Annotated in this window: 9 protein-coding genes; all 9 read left to right on the top strand. The window is 41.6% G+C overall.

The genetic code is table 11. The features are described from left to right. Positions 1-238 precede the first annotated feature (238 nt). Positions 239-964 carry a UMP kinase gene (pyrH, locus tag NCCP133_RS07515; protein WP_264804311.1) on the top strand — a complete coding sequence of 242 codons (726 nt, stop codon included), beginning with the start codon at positions 239-241 and terminating at the stop codon, positions 962-964. Beyond that, entirely contained in the window at positions 964-1,521 is a 558-nt protein-coding gene (gene frr, locus NCCP133_RS07510; protein ID WP_264804310.1) for a ribosome recycling factor, read from the top strand. The genes pyrH and frr overlap by 1 nt, the downstream gene beginning before the upstream one ends. A gap of 360 nt (positions 1,522-1,881) precedes the next feature. Further along, a complete protein-coding gene (locus NCCP133_RS07505) occupies positions 1,882-2,658 on the top strand; it encodes an isoprenyl transferase (RefSeq protein ID WP_264804309.1) in 777 nt (258 codons plus the stop codon). 19 nt (positions 2,659-2,677) lie between these two features. After that, positions 2,678-3,472 carry a phosphatidate cytidylyltransferase gene (locus NCCP133_RS07500; protein ID WP_264804308.1) on the top strand — a complete coding sequence of 265 codons (795 nt, stop codon included), beginning with the start codon at positions 2,678-2,680 and terminating at the stop codon, positions 3,470-3,472. Positions 3,473-3,896: 424 nt separating this feature from the next. Further along, positions 3,897-5,045, top strand: coding sequence for a 1-deoxy-D-xylulose-5-phosphate reductoisomerase (locus tag NCCP133_RS07495; protein ID WP_264804307.1), 1,149 nt, complete (start codon positions 3,897-3,899; stop codon positions 5,043-5,045). 97 nt (positions 5,046-5,142) lie between these two features. Further along, a complete protein-coding gene (gene rseP / locus NCCP133_RS07490) occupies positions 5,143-6,405 on the top strand; it encodes an RIP metalloprotease RseP (protein WP_264804306.1) in 1,263 nt (420 codons plus the stop codon). Positions 6,406-6,543: 138 nt separating this feature from the next. Continuing rightward, positions 6,544-8,247, top strand: a complete 1,704-nt coding sequence (locus NCCP133_RS07485) for a proline--tRNA ligase (protein ID WP_264804305.1) — start codon at positions 6,544-6,546, stop codon at positions 8,245-8,247. 225 nt (positions 8,248-8,472) lie between these two features. Next, positions 8,473-12,783 (top strand): PolC-type DNA polymerase III, encoded by a 4,311-nt coding sequence (locus tag NCCP133_RS07480; RefSeq protein ID WP_264804304.1) that lies wholly within the window; start codon positions 8,473-8,475, stop codon positions 12,781-12,783. A gap of 234 nt (positions 12,784-13,017) precedes the next feature. Further along, positions 13,018-13,485, top strand: a complete 468-nt coding sequence (gene rimP / locus NCCP133_RS07475) for a ribosome maturation factor RimP (protein WP_264804303.1) — start codon at positions 13,018-13,020, stop codon at positions 13,483-13,485. The last annotated feature ends 324 nt before the right edge of the window (positions 13,486-13,809 follow it).

The raw sequence follows: 13,809 nt of genomic DNA, 5'->3' as shown, positions 1-13,809 counted from the left end.
GTATGATTCAGGGAACACTTTGTGTTCCCTGTTTTTCAAGGATAAGATTAAATTAAGCTAGCCTAGCGCCATCAGAAGGTGCTTGAGCTAATAACTGTCTAGCTTCATATGGATGATTCGACAGTTATATCATCGCACGGCTAAAAGTGTCAGCTTTAGGAGAAGCCCCTCCCCCCTCGAGGTGTCGGGGATGACCAAAGGTGCTTGCGCCTTTCTAAATTTACATATGGAGGTTCTTATGAGCAGCCCAAAATACAAACGCGTGGTCTTAAAATTAAGTGGAGAAGCTTTAGCAGGTGAGCAAGGTTTCGGAATAAATCCATCTGTGATTAAATCGATCGCTGTCCAGGTCAAGAATTTGCGTGCATTAGGTGTGGAGGTTGCTGTTGTTGTCGGCGGCGGAAACATCTGGCGCGGCAAGATCGGAGAAGAAATGGGAATGGACAGGGCAAATGCCGATTATATGGGAATGCTGGCTACAGTCATGAACTCATTGGCATTGCAGGACAGCCTTGAAAATCTCGGTGTTGAAACAAGGGTGCAAACATCCATTGAGATGAGACAGGTTGCTGAACCATACATCCGCAGAAGAGCGATTCGCCATCTTGAAAAAAAGCGGGTTGTAATCTTTGCTGCCGGAACCGGAAATCCTTACTTCTCTACAGATACAACAGCCGCTTTAAGAGCAGCTGAAATTGAAGCAGAAGTAATTTTAATGGCTAAAAACAATGTTGATGGCGTCTACTCAGCAGATCCGCGCATTGATAAGAATGCTAAGAAATATGATGAATTATCATATCTTGATGTACTAAAAGAAGGTTTGGGTGTTATGGATTCTACAGCTTCTTCTTTATGCATGGATAACAACATTCCATTAATTGTATTCTCGATTATGGAAGAAGGCAATATTAACCGTGCTGTAATGGGTGAAACAATCGGAACAATCGTTAGGGGGAAAAAATAATGCCAAAACAAGTTATTGCAGGTGCAAAAGAAAGAATGACTAAGGCAATATCAGCTTATTCGCGTGAGCTTGCAAGCATCCGTGCAGGTAAAGCAAATGCTTCTCTGCTTGACCGCATTACTGTAGATTACTATGGTGCTCCCACACCTATAAACCAGCTTGCTGGTGTTTCTGTTCCAGAGGCACGCCTTTTAATCATTACGCCATATGATAAGTCAATCCTTGGCGAAATAGAAAAAGCTGTACTTAAATCAGACATTGGATTAAATCCTTCCAATGACGGCAGTGTAATTAGGCTTGCTATTCCTCAATTGACAGAAGAGCGACGTAAAGAGCTTGTAAAAGTTGTGAAAAAGGAATCAGAAGAAGCGAAAGTAGCAATCCGCAATGTTCGCCGTGATGCAAATGAAGACCTTAAGAAGCTGGAGAAAAATGGCGAAATCACAGAAGATGATCTTCGCGGATACTCTGATGATATTCAGAAACTTACTGATGAACATATTAGTAAGATTGACGATATTACAAAAGAGAAAGAAAAGGAAATTCTAGCGGTTTAATTAATATATAAAGTGAACCCTCTATCAATAGGGGGTTTTTTTACACTTTTAGAAGGAAAGTATTATACTTAACGAAATGCTCCCTGTTTGATGGGACTAGCAGAGAACCTTCTAAAATGTGAAGGTGTCCGTCTTAATTTTGTTTTGAATACATACTCTTTTATAGAGATATATTTTTTTATTTTTGGTATGATATTATCATGCGGAATTAGAAAATATCATAATTTTACCAGTTGATTATAATCTCTAAAAGATATAAAGAATCTTATTAAAGCTTGGCTGTTGTCAAGTACAGGGCGCACGTGCGCTAACTGATTTATCTTTTATCGGAGGATTAACCTATTTTAAAGGAGCAGTCATATGTTTGATAAAATGAAGTTATGGAAGTCCCAAAACAGTTCTTCCGATCTCCGAGAGAGAGTAGAAAAAGTAAAGGAATTAAAGATTCCTGAACATGTAGCCATCATAATGGACGGGAACGGCAGATGGGCTAAAAAGAGAGCTCTTCCAAGAGTTGCGGGCCACCATGAAGGAATGAAAGTGGTTCGTAAAATCACAAAATTCTCCAATGAAATCGGTGTGAAGACTTTAACATTGTATGCTTTTTCAACTGAAAACTGGAAGAGGCCCAAAAGGGAAGTTGATTTTCTTATGAAATTGCCTGAAGAGTTCCTTGGTACTTTTCTTCCTGAACTGGTTGAAGAGAATGTGCAGGTGAGAATGATTGGCTACATGGACCACCTGCCGGCACATACCCGCAATGCAGTAGCTAAAGCAATGGTAGATACAAAAGATAATACAGGGCTAGTATTAAACTTTGCACTTAACTATGGAAGCAGGGCAGAAATACTTGAAGCAGTCAAACATGTCTTAAATGATTGTAAAAGTGGTATAATGGATGAAAATGACCTGGATGAAGAAAAGTTTTCATCGTATCTTATGACAAGCGGCCTTCAGGATCCAGACTTGTTAATTCGTACAAGCGGCGAAATCAGGCTGAGCAATTTTATGCTTTGGCAGCTAGCCTACACTGAATTCTGGTTTACGGATGTTTTGTGGCCTGATTTTAATGAAGAGCAGATGCTGGAAGCAATCGAAGTATTCCAAAACCGCCAGAGGCGTTTTGGGGGAGTATAACAAAGGTGTTGAAAATTTAATGAAGCAACGTGTTATTACAGCAATTATATTTGGCGCGATCCTGCTGCCGATTATTATATATGGCGGAATGCCTATCATTATCCTGGTATATTTGCTTGCGTCGATTGCGCTGTATGAATTATTGAAAATGAGGAAATTAAGTTTATATTCTATTCCCGGAATGATCTCTTTGCTGTTATTATGGATTTTCCTTTTACCTAAAGAATTTCAGTCCATCCTTGATAACTTGAAATATACAAAAATTGAAGTGGCCTTGTTTGGAGTTCTTCTGTTTCTAACCTATACAGTCGCAACAAAAAATAAGTTTACATTTGATGATGTAGCATACTCCATTCTGTCTACCTTATATGTTGGAATTGGGTTTTATTACTTTATGGAAACCCGCTTTGCAGACGAAGGATTAACCTATATTTTCTTCGCATTGTTCCTCATCTGGGCAACAGATTCGGGTGCCTATTTTATAGGAAAGGCAATGGGGAAAAGAAAACTATGGCCTGAAATAAGTCCTAATAAGACAGTGGAAGGTTCACTTGGCGGAGTAATTTGCGCTCTCGCAGTAGCGGTGTTATTTATTCTTTTTACAAATATAGATGAGTCCTTAATCGGACTGATAGTTATTACGGGAATCCTTTCTGTGTTTGGCCAAATAGGAGATTTGGTGGAATCTGCTTTAAAACGACATTACAATGTTAAGGATTCTGGAAATATCCTGCCTGGCCATGGCGGCATTTTGGACCGTTTTGACAGTTTATTGTTTGTTCTGCCGCTGATCCATTTTTTTCATTTGCTGTAATAATAGATTAACTTCATTTTCATCAATGATAGGTGAAAAGGACATTTTATATCATTGAATTTTGAATACTGTCCAGCTATTGCGCCTGCTCCTCGAGGTCACAAACTTGTCAGGCTGCGGTCCTAGGGACTCTCAGGTTTAAGCCGCAACATTAAGAAGGAAAAACACCTTCTTAATGGAACTGACGTATGCTATGCCTGAGGCCCGCAGGACAAGGAAGGTTTCGCAAGCATAATCACCGCACGACCAAAAGCGGCAGCTTTTGGGAGAACGTGCGCTTTTAGACTGCATTCCTTGAATGGGCAGTCGCCTCCACTTTTCGGGCAATCCTTTCAAAAAGGCAAAGAACGCCTATTTGGGAGGCTCGTCTTGTGATTATCGGGGGTGGGCAAGGCGCTTTCGATTTTCTTATAGGAGGAAGACAATGAAATATATTAGTTTAATGGGCGCAACGGGATCCATCGGGACACAGACCCTGGATATTATAAATGAACATCCTCAGGATTTTAAGCTTGTTGCAATGACTGCAGGCAGAAATATTGATTTGGCCAGGAAAATTATCCGAGATTTTCAGCCAGAGCTTGTTTCACTTTCGGAAAAAAGTTTTGCAGATACACTTAAAGCTGAATTTCCCGCCATAACATTTACATATGGACATGATGGGTTGATTGAAGTGGCTGTTTATCCAAAGTCAGAGATTCTGGTGAACGCAGTATTAGGAAGTGTAGGTCTTCAACCGACATTGCAGGCGATTGAGGGTAAAAAGACCATAGCAATCGCAAACAAGGAAACACTTGTGACAGCCGGCCATCTGGTAATGGAGGCAGCAAAGCGGAATGGTGTTAAGCTTCTGCCTGTTGACAGTGAACACTCCGCCATTTTCCAATCCTTGCAGGGAGAAAGAGAGAAAAATATTGAAAGGCTTATTTTGACAGCTTCTGGAGGAAGCTTCAGAGATCGCTCCCGAAAGGAATTAGAAACGGTAACTGTTGAAGAAGCACTTAACCATCCGAATTGGTCAATGGGAGCAAAAATTACAATTGATTCTGCCACAATGATGAATAAAGGGCTTGAAGTAATTGAAGCCCATTGGCTTTTCGGTATGGACTACAGCAAAATTGATGTTTTGCTTCATAAGGAAAGCATAATTCATTCAATGGTAGAGTTCCATGACAGCAGTGTAATTGCACAGCTTGGCACTCCGGATATGAGAGTTCCCATTCAATTTGCATTAACTTATCCTGATAGGCTGCCGCTGCCTTCAGCCAATCGGCTGAATCTTGCTGAAATAGGAAGGCTTCATTTTGCTAAAATGGATTTCGAGCGCTTCCGTTGCCTTCAATTTGCTTATGAAGCAGGTAAAGCAGGTGGTACCATGCCAGCCGTACTTAATGCAGCCAATGAAGCTGCCGTTGCTGCCTTCTTAGATGGAAAGATAACATTCCTGCAAATAGAAGACTTCATCGAAAGAGCATTAAGCAGCCATGACAATATCTCAAACCCGAGTCTTGACCAAATTCAGGAGACTGACTTGGAAACGAGAAAATATGTTAACTCGCTTCTAAAAGCTTGAGTTCAAACGCTGAAATATGCTCTTGATTTTTAGGGCGAGGATGGCTGGTGCGTCCGCAGCATGATTTGAACAACCTCTAAAAAAAGGTGGTTAAAACTTGAGTACAGTAATAGCCTTTATTGTTATTTTTGGGGCATTGGTATTTTTCCATGAACTGGGGCATTTAATTTTTGCTAAAAGAGCAGGTATCCTTTGCCGGGAGTTTGCTATTGGGTTTGGGCCTAAAGTATTTTCATTTAAAAAGGATGAAACGGTCTATACGATCCGACTATTGCCAATCGGCGGATTTGTTCGTATGGCTGGGGAAGACCCTGAGATGATAGAAATTAAGCCAGGCTACCGGATTGGGCTAATTTTGAATGATAATGAAGAAGTAAGTAAAATAATCTTAAATAATAAAGATAAATACCCGGGAGCAAGAATCATTGAAGTGGAACATGCAGATATTGAGCATGACCTTATTATTAAGGGATATGTAGAGGGTGAAGAAGAGGAAAAGCTAAAAGTGTTTACAATTAGCCCATCCGCTGTGTTGATTGATAATGGAACGGAAACACTTATTGCTCCTTATGACCGCCAATTTGCATCAAAAACCTTAAGCCAAAGAACAATGGCGATATTCGCAGGGCCAATGATGAACTTTGTACTCGCCTTTATCGTTTTTGTCTTAATCGCATTATTACAGGGGATGCCAACGAATGAACCGGCTCTCGGGAAATTGACACCTGAGGGAGCTGCATTTGATGCTGGCCTAAAGGAAGGTGATATTGTCAATAGTGTGGATGGAGCTGAAATTTCAAGCTGGTCTGATGTAGTTGAAATCATTCGCAAAAATCCTAATGAAGAACTTGAATTTTCCGTGGACAGAAATGGTCAGGAACTATCCATCCCTGTAACGCCAAAGGTTCAGGAAGTGGAAGGGGAAAAAATTGGGATTATAGGCGTTTATAGCCCAATGGAGAAATCTCCATTAAAAGCCATTGCTTATGGAGCTAAAGAAACCTATTTCTGGACAAAAGAAATTTTCGTAATGCTAGGAAAGCTGGTAACTGGACAGTTTTCAATTGATGCATTATCAGGCCCAGTAGGCATTTATGTTTCAACAGATACTGTAGCAAAATCAGGCATTTATTACCTGATGAAATGGGCTGGGATTCTGAGCATCAATCTGGGCATTATGAACTTGCTTCCGATACCGGCTCTTGATGGGGGAAGATTAATGTTCTTTGCTGTTGAAGCAGTAAGAGGTAAGCCGATTGACCGCCATAAAGAGGGAATGGTTCACTTTATCGGTTTTGCCCTCTTGATGCTGCTGATGCTTGTAGTCACCTGGAATGATATCCAAAGATTTTTCCTGTAAAATCTACATTGCTTCATTCAAGAAGGGTCGGCCATCAGGAAGCGGAATGAACGCTTTTTAGAAGGACAGGATGACCCTTCTTTTATTCAGGCGGCAGATAGATTACACAATTGATTATAAAAATAGAGGTGCTAATAAATGAAACAGAGCATGACGCTTATCCCTACCCTAAAAGAAGTACCAGCAGATGCAGAAATACGAAGCCATCAGCTGCTGTTGAGAGCAGGCTTTATTCGTCAGAACGCCAGCGGAATATACAGCTATATGCCGCTGGCAAAAAAAGTGCTGCAAAAGGTAGAATCTATTATCAGAGAAGAAATGGACAATGCGGGAGCTGCTGAACTTCTAATGCCTGCTCTGCAGCAGGCAGAACTTTGGCAGGAATCTGGACGTTGGTATACATACGGACCTGAACTAATGAGGATGAAGGATCGTCATGAGCGGGAGTTCGCTTTGGGTGCAACCCATGAAGAAGTAATTACAAGCCTTGTTCGTGATGCTGTAAAATCCTACAAAAAATTGCCTTTAGCTCTTTATCAGATTCAGACGAAATTCCGAGATGAAAAGCGGCCTCGTTTCGGGCTTCTGCGGGGCCGTGAGTTTATCATGAAAGATGCATATTCATTCCATTCCTCATTTGAAAGCCTTGATGAGATGTATGATAAGCTATACACTGCTTATTCAAATGTCTTCAGACGCTGTGGCTTGAATTTCAGGGCTGTTATTGCAGACTCAGGTGCAATGGGCGGTAAAGATACACATGAATTCATGGTTCTTTCAGATGTGGGGGAAGATACGATTGCCTATTCAGATACTTCGGATTATGCAGCTAACATCGAAATGGCTCCAGTCATCGCTGAATATAAGAAAAGCGATGAAGAAGTTAAGCAGCTTGAAAAAGTTGAAACAGATAACCAAAAAACAATTGAAGAGGTATCATTTTTCCTGAATGTGTCTTCAAAGCAATGCATTAAGACGCTGCTGTTTAAAGTGGATGATAAATATGTTCTCGTTCTTGTGCGCGGAGATCATGAAGTAAATGACATCAAACTAAAAAATCTGCTTGAGGCTGCTACGATAGATCTTGCAGGTGCTGAAGAGACGAAGCAAGTGCTGGGCTGTGCTGTGGGCTCACTCGGACCTGTTGGCGTGAAAGATATTGAGGTTATTGCCGATCATGCAGTAGAAGCGATTGTTAATGGGGTGTGCGGTGCAAATGAAGAAGGATATCATTTAATAAATGTAAATCCTCAACGCGATCTCATTGTGACCCAATATGCTGATCTGCGATTCATTCAAGAGGGAGATCCTTCCCCAGATGGACAAGGTACTATTCAATTTGCCAAAGGAATTGAAGTTGGCCATATCTTTAAGCTTGGTACACGTTATAGTGAAGCGATGGAAGCGACCTATTTGGATGAAAACGGCAGAGCTCAGCCGATGATTATGGGTTGCTACGGCATAGGCGTATCACGGACCATGGCTGCTGTTGCTGAGCAATTCAATGATGAAAATGGATTTTTCTGGCCTAATGCTCTAGCGCCATTTGCCCTTCACCTAGTTCCGATTAACATGAAGGATGAAGCCCAGGCTGCGCTTGCGGAAGAGTTATATTCAACATTGATGCAGAATCGCTATGAAGTGCTGATGGATGACCGTCAGGAACGTCCAGGTGTCAAATTTGCGGATTCTGATCTAATTGGTTTGCCTATCCGCATTACAGTTGGCAAAAAGGCTTCTGAAGGCATTGTGGAAGTAAAGGTTAGAAAAACTGGTGATATGCAGGAAATTCATAAAGATCAGCTTCCTGAAAAGATTGCTGAGTTAATGTCAGAACTCTAATTTGGCATTGCAGGCCCATGTGAAGCCTGTTCCAATAATGTTTCTTTGTAAGTATAAGAGAAAGCGGATTCCAAAATGGGATCCGTTTTTTCAATCAACAGGTTTCTCAATATGTTATAATTAGGTTTGTCTGTCTTTTTGAATATATATCAACCACTAACGGAAAGTATAAGATTTGCACATAAAAATAGAGATCAAGATTAAAATTGGATGGGAGAGAGAAAGATGAGCGAACCTTCTAGATTTCAGCTCTTGCTCCAGCAGATGCAGCTAACAGAAGATGCCTTTGTGCAGCACTTTCACGATGCCCAGATTGAAAGGGTCGTAGTTGAAAGGCAGTCAAGAAAATGGCATTTTTATTTTGTTTTCACACGGATTTTGCCATGCAGTGTGTATAGCCGCTTCACTGAACAACTGGAAAAGTCATTTTCCCATATTGCAGAAGTCTCCTATAACATTTCAGTAAAAGATCAGGATTTTACCGAACAGCTTGTTCTGGAATACTGGCAAAGCTGCATTCAGGAGATGGATGGAATGGCGCCGCCGCTCATTAAACTATTGAATGAGCAAGTTCCTTCTGTTCAGGGCAATAAGATTATCATTAAAGTCCGAAATGAATTAGAAGGACTTTCGATCAAGAAAAAGTATGCAGGAACCATTTCTGATGTATTTCAAATTTTTGGCTTTCCGGCATTAACAGTTGATACAGAAGTTTCTGCAGAAGGAACTAATGAAGAATATGAGAAATACATGGAAGCTAAACGCAAAGAAGATCAGGAGCGTGGACTCCAGGCCGCAATTGAAATGCAGAAGAAAGAAGCTGAAGCAGAATCAGCCGATCCTTCAGCTCCACAAGGCCCTCTTACGATCGGTCTTACAATTAAAGATGATGCAGATTATCGCAAATTGATTGATATTATGGATGAAGAGCGCCGCATAGCCATTGAGGGTTACGTATTTGCTGCTGAAACCAGAGAACTCCGCAGCGGCAGGACACTGTTAACATTTAAAATTACCGATTACACCAGTTCCATTCTTGTAAAGATGTTTTCGCGTGACAAGGAAGATGCAGCCCTATATCAGCACATTCAAAAAGGAATGTGGCTTAAGGTCAGAGGAAGCATACAGAATGATACGTTTGTCCGCGATCTGGTAATGATCGGCAACGATATAAATGAAATAAAACCGATACAGAGACAAGATACTGCTCCTACCGATGAAAAACGGACTGAACTGCACCTTCACACCCCTATGAGCCAAATGGATGCAGTTTCATCTGTGAACGCTCTTGTTTCCCAGGCGAAAAAATGGGGGCATAAGGCTATTGCCATTACTGACCATGCCGTGGCGCAATCCTTCCCAGAAGCGTACAGTGCCGGCAAAAAGAATGACATTAAGATTCTTTATGGCCTAGAAGCCAACCTCGTTGATGATGGTGTGCCGATTGCATATAATGACGCCCACCGCCAATTATCGAAAGATACTTATGTGGTATTTGATGTTGAAACGACAGGTTTATCCGCTGTTTACGATACCATTATCGAGCTTGCGGCAGTGAAGATCCATGATGGCGAAATTATTGACCGCTTCGAATCCTTTGCAAATCCGCATCATCAGCTGTCGGCTACGACGATCAATTTAACGGGAATTACAGATGAACTGGTGGAAAATGCACCGGAAGTAGAAGAAGTACTGCAAAAATTCCATGAGTGGACCGGGGACGCTGTTTTGGTAGCCCATAACGCATCATTCGATATGGGTTTCCTAAATGTCGGCTATAAAAAGATCGGAATAGGGAAGGCGGCCAATCCGGTTATTGATACACTCGAACTTGCCCGCTTTTTATATCCAGATATGAAAAATCATCGTCTGAATACACTTGCGAAAAAATTTGATGTTGAACTTACCCAGCATCACCGTGCGATTTACGATGCTGAAGCAACCGGTTATCTGCTTTTGAAAATGCTGAAGAATGCAGACGAAAAAGGGATCGAATTCCATGATCAACTTAATGATAATATGGGACAGGGAAATGCTTTTCAGCGTGCAAGACCATATCATTGCACTTTGCTTGCCCAAACAGAAGCAGGCCTTAAAAACCTTTTTAAGCTTGTATCAATTGCTCATCTTGAGTACTTCTACAGAGTTCCCCGTATTCCGAGATCTGTGCTGCAAAAGCATCGTGAAGGAATTTTGGTTGGATCTGCATGTGACAAAGGTGAAGTATTTGAAGGCATGATGCAGAAATCACCTGATGAAGTGGAAGATACAGCGCAATTCTATGATTACCTTGAAGTACATCCGAAAGAAGTATATGCGCATCTTTTGGAGCTGGAACTTGTAAGAGATGAAAAAGCCCTGGAGGAGATTATCGGCAATATTGTTAAGCTTGGGGAAAAGCTCGAGCTTCCGGTGGTGGCCACGGGCAATGTACACTATCTGAACCCTAATGATAAAATCTACCGAAAGATTCTCGTTAATTCCCAGGGTGGCGCTAATCCGCTGAATCGTCATAAGCTTCCTGATGTTCACTTCAGAACAACTAATGAAATGCTCGATGCCTTCTCTTTCCTCGGAAAAGAGATAGCCAAGGAAATAGTTGTTAAGAATACCAATAAAATTGCGGATATGATTGATGAGATAAAACCGATCAAGGATGATTTGTATACGCCTAAAATTGAAGGCGCAGATGAAGAAATGCGCAGCATGAGTTATGGAATGGCCAGAAAAATATATGGTGATCCGCTTCCTGAAATCGTTGAAGCACGCCTTGAAAAAGAGCTAAAGAGTATTATCGGACATGGTTTTGCTGTTATCTACCTAATTTCTCATAAGCTCGTAAAAAAATCGCTGGATGACGGCTACCTGGTTGGTTCACGTGGGTCAGTAGGATCCTCATTTGTCGCCACTATGACGGAAATTACTGAGGTAAACCCGCTGCCTCCGCATTACGTTTGTCCGGAATGCAAGACTTCCGAGTTCTTCAATGACGGATCTATTGGTTCAGGTTTTGACTTGCCAGATAAGAATTGCCCGAACTGCGGAGCAAAGTTTAAAAAAGATGGACATGATATTCCTTTCGAAACGTTTCTTGGCTTTAAAGGGGATAAAGTTCCAGATATCGACTTGAACTTTTCGGGTGAATATCAGCCTCGAGCCCATAATTATACGAAAGTTCTGTTCGGTGAAGATTATGTGTATCGTGCGGGTACCATTGGCACGGTAGCCGATAAAACGGCCTATGGTTATGTTAAAGCATACCAGCAGGATAATAACCTGCAAATTCGCGGGGCGGAAATTGATAGGCTGGCTTCCGGCTGTACAGGAGTAAAACGGACTACAGGACAGCACCCCGGCGGAATCATCGTTGTTCCTGATTACATGGATATTTTCGATTTCACGCCAATCCAGTTCCCTGCTGATGACAGGACATCTGAATGGAAGACCACTCATTTTGATTTCCATTCCATTCATGATAATTTGCTAAAGCTGGATATTCTCGGCCACGATGATCCGACGGTCATTAGGATGCTTCAGGATCTCAGCGGCATAGATCCAAAAACCATCCCAACAGATGATCCTGTCGTTATGAAGATTTTTAGCGGGCCGGAATCCCTTGGGGTTACTGAAGAACAAATAATGTGCAAAACAGGGACACTGGGCATCCCTGAGTTTGGTACGCGATTTGTCCGCCAGATGCTTGAAGATACAAAGCCTACTACCTTCTCAGAACTTGTTCAGATTTCTGGTCTTTCTCATGGAACCGATGTTTGGCTCGGAAATGCCCAGGAATTAATCCATAACAACATTTGTAACTTGAGTGAAGTTATCGGGTGCCGTGATGATATTATGGTTTATTTGATCTATCAAGGTCTTGAACCTGCTTTTGCATTTAAAATAATGGAATCAGTCCGTAAAGGTAAAGGCTTAAGCGATGAAATGGAAGCGGAAATGAGAAAGAACGAAGTCCCGGAATGGTATATTGATTCTTGCAAAAAGATCAAATACATGTTCCCCAAAGCCCATGCTGCAGCCTATGTATTAATGGCAGTCAGGATTGCGTATTTTAAAGTTCATCATCCGCTTCTTTACTATGCAGCATACTTCACTGTCCGCGCTGAGGATTTTGATGTTGATGCAATGGTGAAAGGCTCTCAGGCAATTAGGGCCTGCATTGAAGAAATAAATGCAAAGGGACTTGATGCCTCGACAAAAGAAAAGAACCTGCTGACAGTAATGGAGCTTGCATTGGAAATGAACGAGAGGGGCTTCAGCTTCCAAAAAGTCGACTTATACCGCTCCAGCGCAAGTGAGTTTATTATTGATGGAAACTCATTGATTCCTCCTTTCAACTCCATCCCCGGGCTTGGAACAAACGCAGCCTTCAATATTGTGAAAGCCAGAGAGCAAGGGGAATTTCTTTCGAAGGAAGATCTGCAGCAGCGCGGAAAAGTATCTAAGACGATTATCGAATATCTGGATAATCACGGCTGTCTGGAATCTCTACCAGAGCAAAACCAGCTGTCTCTATTCTAGGATGTAAGGGGAAAAAGGGTTGATTATGTTCCAAACCCTTGTGCTGACAGTCTTTCCATTTGCATAAAAAAATTGGATATGGTATAGTTTTATTGGAAATACTAAGAATAACTCTCGCAAAAGGAAGAGTGGGGCAACCCACTCTTTCGTGTTGTGTACGGTTTTTTCCTGAATATCAAAATAAAACTTCTGAAAAAACAAGAGCTATCAATCCGAGTAAAAGGAGGGAAATGAATGAGCAAAGTGACTGAAACGGTAGAAGAATTGGTCACCCCTATTGTGGATGAGCTTCATTTAGAATTAGTCGACATTGAATATGTAAAAGAAGGGAAAGACTGGTTCCTTCGCGTATTTATTGATAAAGAAACTGGTGTTGATATTGAGGAATGCGGAATTGTCAGCGAAAGGCTAAGTGAAAAGCTTGATGCTGCAGATCCGATTCCTTACAACTATTTCTTGGAAGTTTCATCGCCGGGAGCTGAACGCCCTCTAAAAAAAGATCAAGATTTTGTAAAAGCAGTCGGCAAGAATGTTTTCATTAAAACGTATGAGCCGATTAATGGAGAAAAAACGTTCGAAGGTGTGTTAACACAATTTGACGGCGAAATCGTTACGGTTGAAGTGAAAGTCAAAACCAGAAAGAAAAATGTGGAAATTCCTTATGAGAAGGTAGCCAATGCCCGTTTGGCCGTTGTTTTTTAATGACGGCTCATTGCGGGCTTGCTTATTAAGAAAAGCGGAAGCGCCTTGTCCACCCCCGAAAAGCACAAGACGGGCCTTCCGAAAAGGCGCTCTTTGCCTTTTTGGGAGGACCGTATTGTGACCTCGAGGGGGTAGGCGCTCCTCCTAAAAGCTACCGCTTTTAGTCGTGCGATGTTAAAGCTGTCGAAGTATTCCTTGTGGAGCTAGACAGATATCTAAGTTTAAAACTTAAACTTGCTGTTTTATTAAACAAAGCAATTTGCCATTCGGTCAATGGGGGCTTTTCCCGATCATTTTTAAAAGAGAAACAAAGGGGGATATAAA

It is taken from the genome of Cytobacillus sp. NCCP-133 (assembly GCF_026011715.1).
Taxonomy (GTDB): Bacteria; Bacillota; Bacilli; order Bacillales; family Cytobacillaceae; genus Cytobacillus.
Note: the sequence above shows the minus strand (reverse complement) of the source record. Positions and strands in the feature narration are given on the sequence as shown.